This is a genomic window from Gammaproteobacteria bacterium (genome assembly GCA_019748175.1).
In the GTDB taxonomy this organism is placed as follows: domain Bacteria; phylum Pseudomonadota; class Gammaproteobacteria; order JAIEPX01; family JAIEPX01; genus JAIEPX01.
Map to the genome: position 1 here is coordinate 50,543 of JAIEPX010000011.1, position 18,791 is coordinate 69,333.

At 40.4% G+C, this 18,791-nt stretch carries 17 protein-coding genes and 2 tRNA genes; 15 read left to right on the top strand and 4 right to left on the bottom strand.

Features of this window, described 5'->3' with window-relative positions:
- Positions 1–102 precede the first annotated feature (102 nt).
- Positions 103–1,002, bottom strand: a complete 900-nt coding sequence (locus tag K2X50_05875) for a leucine-rich repeat domain-containing protein (GenBank protein ID MBX9586769.1) — start codon at positions 1,000–1,002, stop codon at positions 103–105.
- Positions 995–2,773 (bottom strand): ABC transporter ATP-binding protein/permease, encoded by a 1,779-nt coding sequence (locus K2X50_05880; GenBank protein MBX9586770.1) that lies wholly within the window; start codon positions 2,771–2,773, stop codon positions 995–997. The genes K2X50_05875 and K2X50_05880 overlap by 8 nt, the downstream gene beginning before the upstream one ends.
- Before the next feature lie 148 nt (positions 2,774–2,921).
- Between K2X50_05880 and murI the strand changes: the two genes are divergently transcribed.
- The 6 genes from murI (at position 2,922) to K2X50_05910 (ending at position 8,639) form a co-directional block, all read left to right on the top strand.
- Positions 2,922–3,725 carry a glutamate racemase gene (gene murI, locus K2X50_05885; GenBank protein MBX9586771.1) on the top strand — a complete coding sequence of 268 codons (804 nt, stop codon included), beginning with the start codon at positions 2,922–2,924 and terminating at the stop codon, positions 3,723–3,725.
- A 138-nt stretch (positions 3,726–3,863) separates the two neighbouring features.
- Positions 3,864–3,938 (top strand) — tRNA-Val (locus K2X50_05890).
- 27 nt (positions 3,939–3,965) lie between these two features.
- On the top strand, positions 3,966–5,858 hold the full coding sequence (gene thrS / locus K2X50_05895; protein MBX9586772.1) for a threonine--tRNA ligase: 1,893 nt from the start codon (positions 3,966–3,968) through the stop codon (positions 5,856–5,858).
- A gap of 44 nt (positions 5,859–5,902) precedes the next feature.
- On the top strand, positions 5,903–6,448 hold the full coding sequence (gene infC, locus K2X50_05900) for a translation initiation factor IF-3 (protein MBX9586773.1): 546 nt from the start codon (positions 5,903–5,905) through the stop codon (positions 6,446–6,448).
- Positions 6,449–6,465: 17 nt separating this feature from the next.
- Entirely contained in the window at positions 6,466–7,437 is a 972-nt protein-coding gene (locus K2X50_05905) for a magnesium transporter CorA family protein (GenBank protein MBX9586774.1), read from the top strand.
- A gap of 119 nt (positions 7,438–7,556) precedes the next feature.
- Positions 7,557–8,639, top strand: a complete 1,083-nt coding sequence (locus K2X50_05910) for a DUF3472 domain-containing protein (protein ID MBX9586775.1) — start codon at positions 7,557–7,559, stop codon at positions 8,637–8,639.
- 140 nt (positions 8,640–8,779) lie between these two features.
- On the opposite strand, the gene rlmJ is transcribed toward K2X50_05910, so the two are convergent.
- Positions 8,780–9,610 (bottom strand): 23S rRNA (adenine(2030)-N(6))-methyltransferase RlmJ, encoded by an 831-nt coding sequence (rlmJ, locus tag K2X50_05915; GenBank protein MBX9586776.1) that lies wholly within the window; start codon positions 9,608–9,610, stop codon positions 8,780–8,782.
- 223 nt (positions 9,611–9,833) lie between these two features.
- On the opposite strand from rlmJ, the gene rpmI reads away from it, so the two are divergent.
- The 9 genes from rpmI to kdsB all read left to right on the top strand — a co-directional run bounded on the left by rpmI (position 9,834) and on the right by kdsB (position 15,677).
- Positions 9,834–10,028 (top strand): 50S ribosomal protein L35, encoded by a 195-nt coding sequence (rpmI, locus tag K2X50_05920; GenBank protein MBX9586777.1) that lies wholly within the window; start codon positions 9,834–9,836, stop codon positions 10,026–10,028.
- A gap of 34 nt (positions 10,029–10,062) precedes the next feature.
- Positions 10,063–10,422 carry a 50S ribosomal protein L20 gene (gene rplT / locus K2X50_05925; protein MBX9586778.1) on the top strand — a complete coding sequence of 120 codons (360 nt, stop codon included), beginning with the start codon at positions 10,063–10,065 and terminating at the stop codon, positions 10,420–10,422.
- An 81-nt stretch (positions 10,423–10,503) separates the two neighbouring features.
- Positions 10,504–11,520: a phenylalanine--tRNA ligase subunit alpha gene (gene pheS, locus K2X50_05930; GenBank protein ID MBX9586779.1), complete on the top strand. Its 1,017-nt coding sequence runs from the start codon at positions 10,504–10,506 to the stop codon at positions 11,518–11,520.
- A gap of 12 nt (positions 11,521–11,532) precedes the next feature.
- Positions 11,533–13,902, top strand: a complete 2,370-nt coding sequence (gene pheT / locus K2X50_05935; protein ID MBX9586780.1) for a phenylalanine--tRNA ligase subunit beta — start codon at positions 11,533–11,535, stop codon at positions 13,900–13,902.
- Between the two features lie 6 nt (positions 13,903–13,908).
- A complete protein-coding gene (locus K2X50_05940) occupies positions 13,909–14,226 on the top strand; it encodes an integration host factor subunit alpha (protein ID MBX9586781.1) in 318 nt (105 codons plus the stop codon).
- Positions 14,189–14,566: a MerR family transcriptional regulator gene (locus tag K2X50_05945; GenBank protein MBX9586782.1), complete on the top strand. Its 378-nt coding sequence runs from the start codon at positions 14,189–14,191 to the stop codon at positions 14,564–14,566. The genes K2X50_05940 and K2X50_05945 overlap by 38 nt, the downstream gene beginning before the upstream one ends.
- A 3-nt stretch (positions 14,567–14,569) precedes the next feature.
- Positions 14,570–14,646 (top strand) — tRNA-Pro (locus tag K2X50_05950).
- A gap of 99 nt (positions 14,647–14,745) precedes the next feature.
- Positions 14,746–14,928 (top strand): Trm112 family protein, encoded by a 183-nt coding sequence (locus tag K2X50_05955; GenBank protein MBX9586783.1) that lies wholly within the window; start codon positions 14,746–14,748, stop codon positions 14,926–14,928.
- Positions 14,925–15,677 (top strand): 3-deoxy-manno-octulosonate cytidylyltransferase, encoded by a 753-nt coding sequence (kdsB, locus tag K2X50_05960; protein ID MBX9586784.1) that lies wholly within the window; start codon positions 14,925–14,927, stop codon positions 15,675–15,677. The genes K2X50_05955 and kdsB overlap by 4 nt, the downstream gene beginning before the upstream one ends.
- Positions 15,678–15,756: 79 nt before the next feature.
- Here kdsB and K2X50_05965 read toward each other — a convergent pair whose 3' ends face one another.
- Positions 15,757–18,777 carry an Rne/Rng family ribonuclease gene (locus tag K2X50_05965; protein MBX9586785.1) on the bottom strand — a complete coding sequence of 1,007 codons (3,021 nt, stop codon included), beginning with the start codon at positions 18,775–18,777 and terminating at the stop codon, positions 15,757–15,759.
- Positions 18,778–18,791: the final 14 nt, after the last annotated feature.

The following is an 18,791-nucleotide window of genomic DNA, read 5'->3' on the forward strand; positions in this document are numbered from 1 at the left end:
AGGTACATCTTTCGGCCCCATCGCTTTAATTATAGCCTAAATTTGTAAAATGCTAATGTTTATCAGGAAGATGCTGAAAACTCAAATTAAACTTTAAATTGATTAGTAAAACACTACACAATTCAATTGACGAATCCAGGATGGGATCTTGAGTTCTTTATTCATTCTGAGATCAAGTTTTTCCAGATTTTTTAGATTTAGAATGCTTTCGGGTAGGTAAGTCAGTCTATTATTACGACAATCTAGAAATCGAAGAGTTTTCAAGTCGCCAATAGTTTCGGGTAGGTGAGTGACATAATTTAATCGTAGGTCTAAATCCGTTAGGTTTGCCATGATGCCAATTTCGTTTGGCAGAGTTTTAATTTGATTATTTGAGAGAACTAGTTTTCTCAAATTGTGAAGTGCTGTTAGAGAGTCTGGCAGTTTTTCCAGGGAATTATCGTTGAGATGTAATTCACGCAAAGATTTTAATGCGGAGACTGAATCTGGTATCGAAGTGATTTTGTTGTTGTACACGCGTAATTCAAGTAAATTTTGTAACGATAAGATGGATTCTGGAATAACTGAAAATTGATTATAGGTAATGTTAAGATAAATTAGGTTATTCAGCTTAGATAAGCTGTTGGGTAGATGTGATAATTGATTACCCCCAACCAATAAATACTGTAGATTATTGATTTCACCTAATGATTTAGGTAGGTTTTTGATTTGATTGTGCTGTATGTCGAGTACTTCCAGTTGATTAAGTTGGCATATTAGCGGTGAGATTTCAGTGAGTTTGTTAGCGCTTAAGTTGAGTCTTTTTAAAGTTGTGAGATTATATAAAAAATCAGGAATCACGCTAATATTGTTTTTGTATAGACTAAGAATCTCTAAGTTTTTAATATTCTGAATTGATTCTTCAATGCTCAAAAGATTATTCTCTTCGGCATAATAGGCCGCTGTGCTATCAGAAACATCTGAAAATTCTATTAATTTAGTAACTGAAAATGGTCTAGTCATTGTTGACCTTTGTCATATCTTGTAAGAAGCCACCCACTTGTGAGTCCCAGAGAGCTTTGTAAACACCGTTTAATTTTAAAAGCTCTTGATGAGTGCCGTCTTCAATTATTTTGCCGTGTTCGAATACCAGTATTCGATCCATGTGTAGTAGTGTGGAGAGTCGGTGAGCGATAACGATGGTTGTTGCTTTGTAGGTTTCTAGCATCTCATTGAGAGATTCTTGGATTAATTTTTCAGTGGGAGTGTCGAGGGCGGAAGTCGCCTCATCTAAGATTAAAATGGGGGCATTTTTAAGAATGGCGCGAGCGATAGCAATACGTTGTCGTTGTCCGCCGCTGACTTTCACGCCTCGTTCGCCTACGATAGAATCATAACCGTTTTGCATTCGCATAATATCGTCATGAACACGCGCTTTTTTACAAGCCTCTTTGATTTCATCGAGTGAAGCATCGTATTTAGCCAGTTGCAAATTCTCTAAAATTGAACGGTGAAACATAGTGATATCTTGTGGAATCACAGAAATATTGGCTCGAAGTGATTCTTGCTGAAGGGTATTAATTGGATGATTATCGAGGAGGATGCGCCCACTTTTGAGATCAAAATAACGAAGTAAGCATTTAATAAAGGTCGTCTTTCCAGCACCCGATGGTCCTACAATTCCTATTCTTTGGCTGGGTTGAATATGCACTGATAAATTTTTAAGTACTTCGGACTCATTGCCGCTATAAGAAAATGTTACATCTTCAAATTTTATTTCCCCCTTCACATTGGAGATTGGAAGGGCATCGGACGCATCGACAGTGTCTTTTGTGACGTTAATAAAAGAAAATGAGGCTTTGGCTGCAGCAATAGCCGGATTAATATTAAAAAGAAGATTTTCGAGAAACGAATCTAAAACGCTGTGTAAATTCATTGTGGTCATCGCAACAAATGCAAATCCACCGGGGGATATTTGCCCACTTTTAAAAAGATAACTAAGAAGATAAAATTGGACTGCAATCATAACGGTTACCATAATGGTATCAGCGTTATCAACAAAATAGGCATCAAATTGACGTGTCTTTTTATCCCAATCCTTCCACTTCGTTATTGCTGGTGTTAATTTCAGTTTAAATTCATTCCAAATATTACCAATGATTTTAATGCCGAAGATATTGGCTATTGAATCATTGATAATACCTAATGCTTGTTGTCTTGCGTTGACATATTGCTCTTGTAATCGAATTTGCTTTTTTAGTAGTAATGCAATAATGGGTGAGTAAACCAATATAAACACAATCATGACTAATGCAGGAACAATGTTGACACGTGCTAAAAAAATAATACTAATAATAATCCAGGCTGTATTGCTAATAGCACGAAAACAAGTATTAAATAAAGTCATAACGCTATTTTGAAAGTCAGAAATTTTACTAGAGATTTCACCAGATAAATGAGAGTCAAACCAGTGTAGAGAATGCCCAACGGTTTTTTTATACATGCTATCAATAATTTCTGCTAATAATCCAGGTCTGTATTTGATATCAAAGAGTCTTTCAATAAAAAACATGCCGTGATGCATGAGCTTGTAAAATACAAATAAAATTAATAGTAATCCAACGTTAGCATTAGAATTTGAACTGATGGCATCAATTATTTCCTTGATTTTATAATCAACCGCCACACTAAAAAGAGACGCTATTATTGCTATTGAGACCAGTGCGATGATGTAAATTTTGTAGTTTTTCAACACTGATTTAAAGTAGTCTGGCAAATTATTTGCTTCTAACATGACATTATTCCAAAGAAGAAGGGTGGTCCACAATTGTAAGTGTTACCACGCAGTCATACAACCTGTTTTTACTGAGCCTTGTGTTGACTTTAGCCCCCTGATCTGTGAGGATTTACGCTAACAGATAGCATATTAAACAAAGGTAACAATGTCTCCAAATCATCCCATAGGTATTTTCGATAGCGGCGTCGGCGGTCTTACAGTACTCAGAGCATTACGAGCAGCCTTGCCCAATGAGCGAATGATTTATTTTGCTGATACAGCCAATGTTCCTTATGGTGAGAAAACACCTGATCAAATTAAAGGATTTTCAAAGCGAATTTTAAAATGGATGCAGGATGAATTAGGTGTAAAATTAGTCATTGCAGCGTGTCACACCAGTTCGGCATTAGCTCTGAATGATGTCGCTAAAGAATTTAAAATTCCTGTGATTGGAACCATTGATCCTACAGTTGCAGCGATTTTACAAGATAAAAGACATTCTCGGGTCGGCATTATCGCCACACCTGCCTCTGCTCAAAATTTGACTCATGAGAAAGCACTAGTTCAATCTGGGTTCGAAGGTTTGATTCATACCATTCCGTGTCGGGAATTTGTACCCTTGATCGAATCGGGTAATCTCGAAGGGAATGAACTTCACGAAATAACGCAACACTATCTTGAACCTTTCCATGAAATGAATTTGACAACGTTAATTTACGGCTGCACACATTATCCTTGGATTTCTGATGTGATTGTCCGGTATTTACCGCCTTCAGTAACCTGTATTGATCCGGCTCACCATATTGTGGCTCAGACGACCCACACATTAATGAACTTGGCCTTATTGAATAAAAGCGCAGTAAGCCAAGATGTTGATTTTTATTGTAGTGCTCGACCTGATCAGTTCGCGGAAGTGACAGCCCGTTTTCTACTGATGCCTACCCCGAATGTTAAATTAAAGACATTTTGATAGCTTTACACCACTTTTTTCAATCCCTAAATGACTTATCAAGGCTACTCATATTGCGGAAAACCCCCTGGAGTGGTATCTTAATTCGTTAAAGTTATACGTTTGGATGTTGGTAGCGCGAGCTACTTGATTTTTTATAGGCACGTAGCTCAGGGGTAGAGCACCACCTTGACATGGTGGGGGTCGGTGGTTCGAAACCACTCGTGCCTACCACCTTAAATGTGAGAGATGATTCAAGAAATGCCGATAATTACACTTCCGGATGGCAGTCAAAAACAATTTGACCGTCCCGTCACTGTGCACGAGATAGCGCAGAATATCGGTTCGGGCCTCGCCAAAGCAGCATTAGCGGGTAAAGTGGATGGAAAACTCGTTGATATATCACGAATAGTAGACACTGATATCAGTCTTTCAATCATTACTGACCGTGATCATGAGGGGCTAGATATCATCAGGCATTCTGCAGCACATTTGTTAGCTCATGCCGTCAAACAATTATTTCCACAAGCACAAGTCACTATCGGACCGGTAATCGAAGATGGCTTTTACTACGATTTTTCATATCCAGCTGGTTTCACGAGTGAAGATTTAATCAACATTGAAGCACGAATGACGGAATTGGCCAATAAGGACTACATAGTAACACGTGAAGAAATCTCTAGAGATGAGGCTATCAAATTATTTCTACAAATGGGTGAAGAATACAAAGCAAAAATAATCGAGGACATTCCTGCTGGAGAAACACTGACGCTTTATCGCCAAGGTGATTTTGTGGATTTGTGTCGAGGTCCTCACACACCATCGACTGGAAGAATTAAAGCTTTTAAATTGACGAAATTAGCCGGTGCATACTGGCGTGGTGATTCTAATAATGAAATGTTGCAGCGCATTTATGGCACAGCGTGGCCTGATAAAAAGCAACTCGCAGACTATCTCATGCGCTTAGAAGAAGCTGAAAAACGAGATCATCGTAAAATCGCGAAGAAAATGGATTTATTCCATATTCAGGAAGAAGCACCGGGCATGATTTTTTGGCATCCGAATGGAATGACGCTATACAATATTGTTACAGATTACGTTAGAAAATTTGTGCAAGCTCATGATTATAAAGAGATTCGTACGCCTCAGTTAGTGGATTGTAAACTGTGGGAAAAGTCCGGTCATCTTGCCATGTTCGGCAAGGACATGTTTTTGGTGCACGCTGATCCGCATACTTACGCGATTAAGCCCATGAGTTGTCCGTGTCATGTTCAGGTCTTCAATCAAGGCATCAAAAGCTACCGAGACATGCCTCTTCGCTTGGCTGAGTTTGGATCTTGTCATCGAAACGAGCCTTCCGGAACCTTACACGGCTTAATGCGATTGCGTAATTTTGTCCAAGACGATGGTCATATTTTCTGTACTGAAGGGCAAATTCAGTCAGAAGCTTCAGATTTTATTGATCAATTATTGACGGTTTATCGTGATTTTGGTTTTACTGACGTATTAATGAAACTTTCTACTCGGCCTAATAATCGTATTGGAGACGATGCGCTTTGGGATAAGGCCGAAACTGCCTTAGAGCAGGCCTTGAACAGTAAGGGAGTCGAGTGGGAGATCAATCCCGGTGAAGGCGCGTTTTATGGGCCTAAGATCGAGTTTTCTTTAAAAGATTGTATTGGTCGGGTATGGCAATGTGGTACCCTCCAAGTGGACTTTTCAATGCCTGAACGCCTTGATGCAAGATATATTGCTGAAGATGGCACTAAGAAAACCCCTGTGATGCTGCATCGGGCAATTTTGGGCTCTATGGAGCGGTTTTTGGGTATTCTAATCGAACATTACGCAGGTCAATTTCCGGTCTGGCTAGCGCCTATCCAAGTGGTTGTGATGAATATCACTGAAAGTCAGGCCGAGTCAGCCGCAGAAATTACTGCTAAACTTAAGAATAACAGTTTTAGGGTCATTTCCGATTTAAGAAATGAAAAGGTCGGCTTTAAAATTCGTGAACATACAATTCAACGAATACCGTATCTCGTTGTGATTGGTGATCGTGAAAAAGCATCGGGTGAGGTCGCAGTGCGAACTCAGACGGGTGAAGATTTAGGTGTGATGAGTTTAGAGTCCTTGATGTCAAAATTAAGGGCTAGTTAACATAGAAACTCATATTGTATCCACTGAAATGTGGTTTTTAATTTTTGGAGGAAAGTAACATTAGCGTTCAGACAGAAAAGAAGCAGGCTCGGATCAACGAAGAAATTGTTTCTAAATCAATTCGATTGATTGGTGAGGATGGTGAAGTGGTTGGAGTTGTTTCCAATCATGAGGCTCAATTAAAAGCGCAAGAGTCCGGTTTGGATCTTGTGGAAATTGCACCCAACGCAGAACCCCCGGTTTGTCGTATTATGGACTACGGTAAATATTTATTTGAAGTCAATAAAAAACAATCAGTACAAAAGAAAAAAAGTAAACAACAGCAAAGTAAAGAAGTTAAATTTCGTCCTTCAACCGATATCGGTGATTTTCAAATTAAACTGCGTAAAATTACTGCGTTCTTAGATGAAGGATGCAAAGTTAAAATTACGGTTCGATTTAAAGGCCGTGAAATTATGCATCACGAATTAGGTATTGATTTACTGAAACGCGTTGAGCAAGCTTTAGGTGAAAGCGCCTCAATTGATAGCATGCCTAAATCGGAAGGTAAACAAATTACAATGGTCGTGTCTCCACGTCGATCCACCTAATTAGGGATGGGTGTTCAATGACGCATGAATCGAGTTTTATTATTGAATTTGATTTGGTAACTAAAGTTATTCAAGAGCTCGATTTAAATACTTTTGAAATCGATCCAGCGGACTCATCAAAAATATACTGGATTCACTGCGATCGAACTCAAAAAGGAATGTTAAAATATTTGCGCGAGAAACTGAATTTATCGCCCGATGTTATACAAATAACAAAAAAGACTGATCGACCGTCTCAAATTTTAGAGCGTGAAGATACACTCACATTACAAATTGAATGTCTCTTGCATAAAGAGATGTTGCCGATCAATGAGTCAGCTGTTGATGATTTAATCATTCACCTCAATACACATTATTGTTTTACAATTGCACATGGCCAAATACCAATAATAGATAGAGTAAAAAGTAATTTACCAGCAGCCATTCAATTTGCAAAAACCCCTTGTTTTTTGCTTTTTTTGATTATTGATAATCTCGTTGCACATTATACCGATATTTTTTATCACTATGAAATTAAAGCTGAGGATCTTGATGCAAAGGGTGGGAGAGCAGTGTATAAAGATATCATTAAGCTCAAAAAGCTATTGATGAATGTTCGGCGCCACACTATTATTGTGGTTAATATTCTTAACTACATTACATCACGAGATATGAAAGCTGTCTCAAAACATTGCAGAATATCATTGTCAACACTCTTAACTAATACTCACACGATCAACAACGAATCAGAATCTATTCGTGAATTATTAAATGGTACAATAGGTCAAATAGATAATGCTTTAATGAGACAGGTGAACAATACCATGCGTGTCCTCACCGCCATTGCGGCAATTTTTATGCCACCTTCTCTAATCGCAGCCATTTATGGGATGAATTTTCAGCATATGCCAGAGCTCAGTTGGAAATACGGTTATGCTTTCTCAATGGTTCTCATTTTAGGCTCTATGGTGGGCATGCTGTATTATCTCAGGCGAAATAAGTGGTATTAATTCTGGATTTTGGTGTCGCGTCTTGAGTTCAACTCAAGACGCGACGCCGTTCCCATAATCTGCTATTATAAGCAAAAGAGTTAACGATTTTGGTATTGAAGTAGCGCTAGGAGACGAACATGAAAAAATTAAGTCAAATTTCTTTTTATATCTTATTGTCTGTTGGGTTAATAAGTTTCGCATCGAGTTCGATGGCGGCTGTGGGTGGACTCACGTATGGCTATGTCAATTGGCCATCAAATCCCAGTTATTACAATATGGATCAACTCATACGGATAGATACAGCTCCACAAAAAAATTTAAACCAAGGTTATTTTTGGTCATATCAATTTTCCGCAGGTAAAATGACAGGTTATTTCGGTTTACAACAGCAACCTGATGGAAGTAGAAACATTAATGCAGCAATATGGGATACTGGCAACGGAGTTGCGGGAACTGGATTTACTGCGGCATCTTTTGGTGGCGAAGGTACTGGTATCAGAATTTTTGGACCTTATGCCTGGGTGCAAGGTAAAATTTATCGTTTAAGAATTTGGCAACTGACGCAAGATTGGTGGGGATTTTTTATTCAAGATACCAGCACGGGTATTGATACGTTTGTTGGACAAATTCAAAATCAATTTGATCCTGGAAAATTACTCGATGGCAGTGTTACATTCACTGAGCAATTTACTGGACCGAATTCGTGTAGTAGTGTTGCCGCAGTTCGTTCAACCTGGTTTTCTCCCAGTGCGAATGGAGGCACTGTAACAGCCACAAAAGTTGATGGTGTTGTAAGTGATTCAGCCGCAATAACTTCGTGTGGAAAACAGATAGTTAGTGTGACAAATCAAATTAATAATTCAGACGTCAATCAACAAATTGTTTGTGGAAGTGGTGCAAAAAGTGGTTTATTGGGTGTTGCATCTTGCTGGCGTTTCGGGAGTTCTAATCAAAGCTGTAATGATGTCTGTACAAGTAATGGCATCGATTCTGTTTTTTGGCCAAAAGGTCAAAATTTGAGTCTAGCCCAATGCAGCTCAGTAAAAGCAGCATTAGGTATTAGCGGAAATGTAGTTAATTCCACTTGGGGAAAAAATGGAGCAGGCTGTATGTTATACGGCAATGGTGGAAATCAACAATTATACAATATCACTAGCCCACCGTGGAGCGCTAGCTATAAAAATTCTATAGTGAAACGATTCTGCGGATGTGCAGGATAATTTAAATGGGTACCGCTCAACAAGATCCAATCAGCATTCATGTCATGACGTCGCAGGTGTTTCTGTAGATTTTTTGAACTGAATGGACACAAAAAACTCCAGACAAGATAAAAGCAACAGATAAAATCAATAGCGAATTTCTATAATATTTCAGTGCGGTGATACCCACTGTTGTCTCGTTGAAAAAGAGTAGCAAGGTAAGCTGTGATGTCGCTGATACTCTTTTCGATTTTCCACGGGGGATTTAGAATGACCATGCCACAGCCGATCATTCCAGATTTTTCTTCTGGGATGGCGGTGAGAGTAAATTCAGTTATGAGGGTGGGAGCGAGTTTTTCACGCAGGATTTCTCGAGTGAATGAACGATGTTGGAGTGAAACGATAGGATACCAAATCATATAAACGCCAGTAGGGAAGCGCTGAAAACAGTGGCGCAAACAGCTCATAATAGCCGAAAATTCATCCGTTCTTTCATAGGGTGGGTCAATTAAAATGCAAGCTCGAGCAGGTGAGGGAGGCAGTATGGCGGGTAAAAACTCGTAGGCGTCCCTGTGATGACAGTGAATGTTAGGATTCCTCCCTAACGTGATTTTTAAAGTTTGGAAATCAGCAGGATGGAGTTCATTGACAATCATACGGTCGTCTGGACGTAAAAGTTGTTTGACTAGCATGGGTGACCCAGGATAACAGCGGAGATCACCATGGTGCTGGTAGTCATTGATAAGATTAATATAATGTTTAAGATCAGGGAGGGAATCTTGGGTATGCAATAGTTTGTCGATACCATCAAGATATTCTTTAGATCGCTGGGTTTCTTCGCGGGTTAAGTCGTAGTTTCCTATGCCTGCATGGGTGTCAATGTAGCAAAAAGGCTTGTTTTTCTGTTGCAATGCATCGATAACGGTCACTAAAAGGCTATGTTTGAAGACATCAGCGAAGCTGCCAACGTGAAAGAAGTGTCTATAGTTCATAGTGCCGTGTCTCGCTGATTTGGATGGGATCAAGTCCTGACTAATGACACGAATCTTATGATATTTTATGGGCTTATGGAACAATTTGGTGTCATTAGTCAGGATCTGGCCCCATCGACCCGAAAATTCTTCACCGAGAGATGCTGTAGATGTTGCTGTCGCATACTAAACATGGTAGGATCGCGTGTTTTGGGGCTAGTAGGCCCTGTATGGAGTACAGAAAATGCCTAAATTGAAAGTGAAAAGTGGCGCTAAGAAGCGCTTTAAAGTGACTGCTGGTGGTATTAAACGCCGACGTGCGTTCCGCAATCACATTTTAACGAAGAAAAGTACCAAGTTGAAGCGCCATTTACGTGGTTTAGCGTTGCTTGGCAAGTCGGATGTGCGATCTGCGCGACGGATGTTAGCCTTACAGTAGCTGATAGTTACTGATAGTTTTTTGGAGAGAGAAAATGCCAAGAGTTAAACGAGGTGTCACAGCGAAAGCAAGACACAAAAAGGTTTTAGTATTAGCGAAAGGCTATTACAACGCACGTAGAAAAGTCTACCGCGTTGCAAAACAAGCTGTTATTAAAGCGGGCCAGTATGCTTATCGCGATCGTAAAGCCAAGAAACGGGTATTCCGTAGTTTGTGGATTGTGAGAATTAATGCTGCAGCTCGTCAGTTTGGATTGTCTTACAGTCGCTTTATGAACGGATTGAAACGTGCCAATATTGGCATCGATAGAAAAGTATTATCAGACATTGCCATTCATGATCATGAGGGTTTTGGTCAATTAGCTGAGAGAGCGAAAGCGGCGCTTACGCAATAAATGCCTCAGCGACAAAAAAAGCCGCTTTGCGGCTTTTTTTTTGGATTTAACTGCTATTGAAATGCTAATGAGGATGATTCCATGCAGCAGGATTTGGAAAAAATGGTATCGGCAGCACATCAAGCTATTAATGCTGTTGATGATTTGCAAGCGTTGGATGAAATTCGCGTACAATACCTCGGCAAAAAAGGCACACTGACGGATTTATTAAAAGGACTAGGGGCATTATCTCCTGAAGAGCGTCCAAAAATAGGACAGCTCGTTAATGAAGCAAAAGAGAAAATAAGGGAACAAATCGATATACGATCTCAAAATTTGCTTCAAAATCAGCTTCAACAAAAACTCGAAGTTCAACGAACTGATGTTACTTTACCTGGTCGAGGAGAAACCTTAGGCACTGCACATCCTCTAAGTCAAGTGCGGGAACGTGTAGAAACTATTTTCAAATCGATGGGATTTAAAATTATTGAAGGTCCTGAAATTGAAAGTGAATATTACAATTTTACAGCGCTGAATATTCCTGAGCATCATCCTGCTCGTGCGATGCAAGATACTTTCTATTTAGAAGACGGTAATCTTTTGCGAACACATACATCACCAACACAAATTCATGTTATGGAAACACAAAAACCGCCAATTCGAATTTTAACACCTGGGCGTGTTTTTCGACATGAATATGATCACACACATACACCGATGTTTCATCAATTTGAAATGTTAATGATTGATGAACATACGACAATGTCAGATTTAAAAGGTATTTTATCGGATTTTCTAAATCAATTTTTTGAATCAGATTTTGGATTACGATTTCGCGCATCGTATTTTCCCTTTACCGAACCTTCTGCAGAAGTTGATATTCAGTGTGTAAAATGTCGAGGAGCAGGATGTCGCATTTGCAAAGGAACAGGGTGGTTAGAAATTTTAGGTTGTGGGATGGTGCATCCCAATGTTCTTGCTGCCTGCAATGTTGATAGTGAACGATACCAAGGCTGTGCTTTTGGTATGGGTATCGAACGATTAGCGATGCTATATTATGGGATCGATGATATCCGATTATTGTTTGAAAACGATTTGCGTTTTCTACGTCAATTTTAAGGGTGGTGTGATATGAAATTCAGCGAGCAATGGTTGCGTCAATGGGTGAATCCACCGATTGAAACAAAAGCACTCTGTGATCAACTTACTTTAGCTGGACTCGAAGTCGATAAGATCGAACCGGTTGCCGGTGATTTTTCGAATGTGATCGTGGGTGAAGTGATCAGTACTGAACAACATCCTAATGCTGATCGATTAAAAATTTGCCAAGTGAATGTTGGCGATGAAGCGCTGACAATTGTTTGTGGTGGAAAAAATGTTCGTCCAGGATTGAAAGTGGCTGTTGCACAAATTGGTGCAGTTTTACCTGGTGATTTTAAAATAAAGAAATCAAAAATTCGCGATGTTGTTTCCTATGGAATGTTATGCTCTTCAGAAGAATTAGGATTGCCAAAGGATATTGATGGAATTATAGAATTACCGCCCGAAGCACCCATTGCTGCAGATTTACGTGACTATTTACAATTAGATGATCTATGCATTGATATCGATTTAACACCTAATCGTGGTGATTGTTTAAGTATTATTGGTATCGCACGAGAAGTTGCTGCGTTAAATAATTCTCCGCTATTAAAAGAGATTTCTGCGCACGTTCCTCCCACAACAAAAAAAACACTGCCTGTTTCAATTACGGCTGCTAATGGTTGTAATCGTTACGTTGGACGTATTATCAGTAGTATTCCCAAAGATGCAACGACACCTATTTGGATGCAAGAACGATTACGACGTAGTGGAGTGCGTGCTATCAGCCCTATAGTCGATGTCACAAATTACATTATGATTGAAATGGGACAACCGATGCACGCTTTTGATTTAAATAAAATTAAAGGCGGAATCGAAGTGCGCTTTGCTCGAGAAGGAGAAAGTTTAACATTACTCGATGGAAAAAATATTTCTTTAAATGAAACGTCACTACTAATTTGTGATCACGAAAAACCACTTGCTTTAGCGGGAATTATGGGTGGTGCAAATTCAGAAGTGAGCGAATCAACGACCGATATTTTATTGGAAAGCGCTTATTTTGAGCCACTAACAATTCGTGCTACTGGACGAGATTTTGGACTCTCTACAGACGGAAGTTATCGATGGGAACGTGGTGTTGATTATACAATGCAAATGACAGCCATTGAATATGCAACGGAATTGATAACCCATATTGTCGGCGGAAGTCCTGGTCCTGTTTTTGAAGTCACTCAGGGTGAATTTCCAAAACGAGATCCTATTTCATTACGTCGCGACCGAATCCCTCGAATACTTGGTATTCATATTGCTGATGAAGATGTTGAGCGATATTTACATGCACTCGGTATGAGTGTTACAAAAACTGAGGAAGGTTGGACTACAGTTGCCCCTAGTTATCGTTATGATTTACAAGCCGAACATGATCTAATCGAAGAATTAGCGAGAATGTACGGCTATAATCATATTCCCACTACGCGCACGTTAGTACCAATGACACCGCAAGTGGATTCCGTAAAAGTGACGCACACCAATCGAGTACGAGAATGTTTGATTGATCGTGGATATCATGAAGCGATAACCTACAGTTTTGTCTCACCCGAAATCGAACAAGTTTTCACACCAGATTATGAACCCTATCATTTACTCAATCCCATTTCTTCAGAAATGTCAGTGATGCGAACAACATTATGGCCGGGTTTATTGCAAGCGTATCAACATAATGCTGATCGCCAACAAGATCGTGTGCGATTATTTGAAATCGGAATGTGTTTTTACGATAAAGTTGAGCTCATTCAAGAACATTGGGTCGGAGGATTATTAGCAGGAAGTTTGCAACCTGAACAATGGGGTTTAAAATCGAGACCCGTAGATTTTTTTGATATAAAAAGTGATGTTGAAAATTTAATTTCCCTGACACGACAATCCAGTGCGTTTGAATTTATTTCAGCAGAACATCCCGCCTTGCATCCAGGCCAATGTGCCCGTATTGATTCTCAAGGAAAATCTGTAGGCTGGGTAGGGCAGCTGCATCCGGCCCTGGCTCAAAAATTTGACTTGCGTCAAAATATCTATTTATTTACACTCAAATTGTCTAGTATAATCAACACATTGCTGCCACAATATCAACAGGTATCGAAGTTTCCGTCAGTCCGTAGAGACATCGCTGTTGTTGTTGATACAGGGGTGCAAGCGCAGGAACTGGTTGGTGTGATTAAGGGGTCAGCGGGTGAATGGTTAGATGCCATTCGGATCTTTGATGTGTACTCAGGCGAGGCTATAGGGGTTGGCAAAAAAAGCGTTGCGTTGGCAATTACGCTTTTGCACCCTGAGCGTACATTAACGGATCAGGAAGTGAATGATGTGATGGACCACGTGGTTTTACAGTTAAAAAGCACGTTCAACGTAACATTAAGGGCTTGATGAACTATGGCAATCACGAAGGCTGACATTGCAGAGCATTTGTTTAGTACGCTCGGTTTAAATAAACGTGAAGCTAAAGAAGTTGTGGAACTCTTCTTTGAAGAAATTCGACAATCACTTGAAAGTGGGGAGATGGTGAAATTATCTGGTTTCGGAAATTTTATGTTACGCGATAAGAGTGAAAGACCCGGTCGTAATCCGAAGACAGGTAAGGAAGTGCCCGTAACAGCACGACGAGTTGTGACCTTCCGTGCGGGCCAAAAGCTTAAATCCAGGGTGGAAAAATATGCAGGATCTGAATCTCAAGAGGAGCAAGACACCTAAGACTGAGCTCCTACCGATACCCGATAAGTTTTTCTTTTCGATCGGTGAAGTCAGTCAATTATGTGATCTTAAACCACATGTATTGCGTTATTGGGAACAAGAATTTCCACAATTAGCGCCATCAAAACGCCGAGGAAATAGACGCTATTATCAGCGTGATGATGTTTTAACAATTCGAGAAATTAGATCGCTATTGTATGAGCAAGGTTATACCATTGAAGGGGCTAGGGCTCGATTGTCATCTAAAGAAAACAAAACAAAAAAGATTGATCAACGGTCTAAAGATTTATTAAGTAAAGTGGTGTCTGATTTAGAAAATGTGTTAGCAGATTTGGAATAAATTCGGGGCGTAGCGCAGCCTGGTAGCGCACTTGCATGGGGTGCAAGGGGTCGAAGGTTCAAATCCTTCCGTCCCGACCAAATTAAAATCAGCTTTTCAAACACTATATTGCCTGATGAATCTATTCATGAGAATATGAATTCCAAGGTTTCTTAATTTTATTCATGTCTGAGACGATTATGGACAGTAAATTATTAGATATACTAGCTTGCCCGATTTGTAAAGGTAAGCTATTGTATAAAAAAAATGATCAGGAATTAATTTGTCGTCTTGATCGATTAGCATTTCCGATACGGGATGGAATCCCGATAATGTTAGAGCGAGAGGCTCGACGTGTTGAAGAAAATGAGGTTGAAAAATGACTTTTCGTATTATTATTCCAGTTCGATATGCATCCGAGCGAATGCCGGGAAAACCGCTGTTGGATATTGCAGGAAAATCGATTTTAGAACGCGTTTATTCACAGTGTATGCAAAGTGGTGCAGATAGTGTAGTCATTGCAACTGAAGACGAGCGAATTAAAGAAGCAGCTTCAAAATTTGGTGCAACTGTATGCATGACATCAAAAAGCCATCAATCGGGTACTGAGCGATTGGCAGAAGCTGTCACAGTGTTAGGTTATGAAGAAGACGAAGTAGTGGTGAATGTACAGGGGGCTGAGCCTCTCATTCCACCTGTTGTGATACACCAAGTGGCTACAAATTTGCGTGACCACGAAAATGTGCGTGTTGCAACATTGTGTGAAAAAATTACTGATGTTAAAGAATTGTTTAGTCCTGATAATGTAAAAGTTGTTATGAATAAACGCGGTTACGCGTTGTATTTTTCTCGTGCGCCTATTGCTTGGGAACGTGATAATTTTCCGCAAAAACCAGACACTGAACTAAAAGGTCTACATTATCGACATGTTGGCATTTATGCTTACCGAGTGGGGTTTTTACAAGAATATTTATCTTGGGATGCTTGTCCTTTGGAAAAAATGGAATCATTAGAACAATTACGAGTGTTGTGGTACGGTGGTCGTATACACGTCGATCTTGCAAAAGAACATGTGCCAAACGGAGTTGATACTGAAGAAGATTTAGAAGTCATTAGAAAATTAGTTGGTTAAAAATAAGACAACTTCTATATGCCTTTTCGTTACGATATTTGATGGTGGATTTTGGTATCACCAAAATCCACCATCAAAGTTAATCTGCTTTTTCTTTGTCTTTATCTTTTGATTCCGCTGTTTGCTCTGTTTTATTAATTGCATTTGATTTTTCTTCTGTTGTTGCTCGGATAACCAAAGGTTTCTGATATTCATCTGATTTGAGGGGTTCTGATTGGCTTGCAGGAGTTTGAGTGCTGCTGGGTTCTGAAGTAGTTGTTGCAGTTCCAGTTCCAGTTGAGCTAGCAGCTCCCAGCATAGGGGCATTTTCAGAAATTTTAGGTCTGTCTGAAGAACCGCCTATTCCTGTGCTACTACCAGAAATTTGTGTAGGAGAAGAGGACGTTGCGGCAGGTGCGCTTGTTCTGCTTGAAGATTGAGCTGCAGCTGCTGGAGGTGTAGTTGTATTGACGCCTGTAGATGTACTACTACTAGAAGTTTGCACTGCTGTTGGGCTTGTGCTTGAACTTGAACTGATATTAGAGGCCTGTGCTGAGCTCGTACTGGAAGTTTGTACCGCTTTTGGAGCTGTACTTGGACTTATAGTAGAAGTAGGCGCAGAACTACTGCTTGAAGTCTGGGTCGATGATTTTGGTGCGTTGGTTGTATTTTCAGAAGGAGCACTTTTGTTTGGTGACACTTCTTTCAACTTTATTGCGCCGGGCATGAAGCCATCATTTGTAATGGGTGGAACAGAGGTGGCCGTCGGTGTACCTGGTGAGGTTGTGGTCGACACACTAGCAGGTTTAGCTGTTTGTACTGAACTTTGCCCTGCTGTTGTTGAGGTACCCTGAACAGGTTCGGATGTACTCGAGCTGGTTTCGGATGAATACGATGTAAAAGTGAATGTGGGTTGTGGAGATTCCGTTTTATTAGCGGAAGTTGTTTGGGTTGCTTCATTCACATTTTGCAGTTTTGAAGTTGCAGAAGTGCTTGTAGTACTGGCTTTGATTTTGATGGGCGCTTCTTCAATACGCGGTTCCTGTACTGGGGGCTTAGGTGAAATTGGTGCTACAACAGGAGTCTTGGGTGTAAAACTTTGAGGTTCAAATTGTTCACCATACTGTGTGGATTTTTCGCTTGGCGATGATTTCGTTGCGGGATTTCTTCCAGTGGTTCGGCTTCGTGGTCCTGGTGAACGTTGACGTGGCTCTCCACGACGTTGTTGGGTAGAACGGTCAGTCGATTGTCTTTCATTGTTGTATCGCGAGTTCGGTCTTCCACGAGAGTCGCCGGAGCTTTCCTGGGAAGGTGGGTTGTCCTGATTGTCATCACTTCGAGGCCGACGTTGACGTTGTTTTCCAGCAGGGGCTCTAGAGGTATAACTGGGTTTGGTTTCAATTTTCAGTGGACTGGGTTCTCTGCTCGTTACTCTAGTATCTTGAGTGTCTTCGTCTTGCGAGCCGAACATGCTGCTCCATAAGCGTTTCACTAAACTGCCGGTTTGCGGTGATTTATCTGGACGTGTAGGAATCAGTTGTTGAACAGCGGGCTTGTCAGGTGCAGCGCGATCAGTTGAACTTGGAAGATTAATATCTACTTGAGCTACTTGAAGACGATCTGAGCTAGAGATACCACCTTCGTCAACATCAGAAACGCGTATACGTTTTTTGATAAAGTTTGACGATTGTAAATTCGGATTAGGAATTACAGAGACTTTCACTTCATGGTTTTTTTCGATCGCTGCTAATAAATGGCGTTTTTCGTTCAACAAATAAGTGGCCGCTTCAGTAGAGGCTTGAATAACAATTTCAGAGGTTTGAGGTTTGAGTGCCTCTTCTTCAACAATCCGGACAAGCGTAAGGGCTACTGAATCCACACTGCGAATACTTCCATGTCCACTACAGGTTGGGCAAACATGCTGATGTGAATCTCTCAAAGATGGTCTCAATCGTTGACGTGACATTTCAAGCAAGCCAAATCGAGATATTCGTTGTATTTGAATTCGGGCTCTATCGTTTTTGAGAGCTCGGCTGAGGTGTTTTTCTACTTCCACTTGATTGCTAGGATCAAGCATGTCGATAAAATCGATGACAATTAAGCCACCAATATCGCGTAAACGTAATTGTCGTGCAATTTCTTTGGCTGCTTCAAGATTGGTATTAAATGCTGTCGATTCAATATTTCTACCTTTAGTAGCGCGGGCAGAGTTAACGTCAATTGAGACTAATGCTTCAGTGTAATCGATTACGATCGAGGCGCCAGAAGGTAAGTCTATTGATCGTTTATAAGCTGTTTCAATTTGATGTTCGATGCCATAACGACTAAAAAGTGGTGTGGAATCTGTGTAAAGTTTAACGCGGTCTGCGACATCAGGGCGAATTTGCTCGAGATAATGTTTTGCATTTTGAAATTCTGTTTCGTCATCGATGATGATTTCAGTAGTATCTTGACGGACATAATCTCGAATTGCACGAATGACCACATTTCCTTCTTGGTGAATTAGGAAAGGCGCTGATCGTGTTTTTGCAGCAGCGACAATATTACTCCAATGAGAAAGAAGGACTTCAAGATCCCATTTCAGTTCATCGTTTGTTCGTCCGATAGCGGCTGTTCTGACAATTAATCCCATACCTTCGGGAACGCTCACTTGATTTAAAATCTCACGCAGTTGATCGCGCTCGTCGCCTTCGATTCGTCGAGAAATACCACCGGCACGTGGACTGTTGGGCATTAGAACAAGATAGGATCCCGCTAAGCTAATGTAAGTAGTTAATGCAGCGCCTTTATTTCCTCGCTCTTCTTTTTCTACTTGGATCATAATTTCTTGGCCAATTCGGAGCAAATCGCGAATGTTTTGACGGCCCTCATGATCGGGTTTTGAGATGAAATATTCTCTAGAAATTTCTTTGAGGGGTAAAAAACCGTGCCGGTCACTACCGTAATCAACAAATATAGCATCGAGGCTGGGCTCTATGCTGGTAATTTTGGCTAGATAGATATTCCCAATTTTTTGTTCGAAACCAGGACGTTCAGTGATGAAATCATACAGGACATTTTCAGCGACGATCGCAACACGCTTCTCATCACGTTGAGAAGCATTAATTAACATTCTTTCCATTATATTCAACTCAT

Coding starts and splice junctions, on each gene's coding strand:
- K2X50_05875 (MBX9586769.1), bottom strand. CDS start 1,002: ATGACTAGACCATTTTCAGTTACTAAATTAATAGAATTTTCAGATGTT.
- K2X50_05880 (MBX9586770.1), bottom strand. CDS start 2,773: ATGTTAGAAGCAAATAATTTGCCAGACTACTTTAAATCAGTGTTGAAA.
- murI (MBX9586771.1), top strand. CDS start 2,922: ATGTCTCCAAATCATCCCATAGGTATTTTCGATAGCGGCGTCGGCGGT.
- thrS (MBX9586772.1), top strand. CDS start 3,966: ATGCCGATAATTACACTTCCGGATGGCAGTCAAAAACAATTTGACCGT.
- K2X50_05905 (MBX9586774.1), top strand. CDS start 6,466: ATGACGCATGAATCGAGTTTTATTATTGAATTTGATTTGGTAACTAAA.
- K2X50_05910 (MBX9586775.1), top strand. CDS start 7,557: ATGAAAAAATTAAGTCAAATTTCTTTTTATATCTTATTGTCTGTTGGG.
- rlmJ (MBX9586776.1), bottom strand. CDS start 9,610: ATGAACTATAGACACTTCTTTCACGTTGGCAGCTTCGCTGATGTCTTC.
- rpmI (MBX9586777.1), top strand. CDS start 9,834: ATGCCTAAATTGAAAGTGAAAAGTGGCGCTAAGAAGCGCTTTAAAGTG.
- rplT (MBX9586778.1), top strand. CDS start 10,063: ATGCCAAGAGTTAAACGAGGTGTCACAGCGAAAGCAAGACACAAAAAG.
- pheS (MBX9586779.1), top strand. CDS start 10,504: ATGCAGCAGGATTTGGAAAAAATGGTATCGGCAGCACATCAAGCTATT.
- pheT (MBX9586780.1), top strand. CDS start 11,533: ATGAAATTCAGCGAGCAATGGTTGCGTCAATGGGTGAATCCACCGATT.
- K2X50_05940 (MBX9586781.1), top strand. CDS start 13,909: ATGGCAATCACGAAGGCTGACATTGCAGAGCATTTGTTTAGTACGCTC.
- K2X50_05945 (MBX9586782.1), top strand. CDS start 14,189: ATGCAGGATCTGAATCTCAAGAGGAGCAAGACACCTAAGACTGAGCTC.
- K2X50_05955 (MBX9586783.1), top strand. CDS start 14,746: ATGGACAGTAAATTATTAGATATACTAGCTTGCCCGATTTGTAAAGGT.
- kdsB (MBX9586784.1), top strand. CDS start 14,925: ATGACTTTTCGTATTATTATTCCAGTTCGATATGCATCCGAGCGAATG.
- K2X50_05965 (MBX9586785.1), bottom strand. CDS start 18,777: ATGGAAAGAATGTTAATTAATGCTTCTCAACGTGATGAGAAGCGTGTT.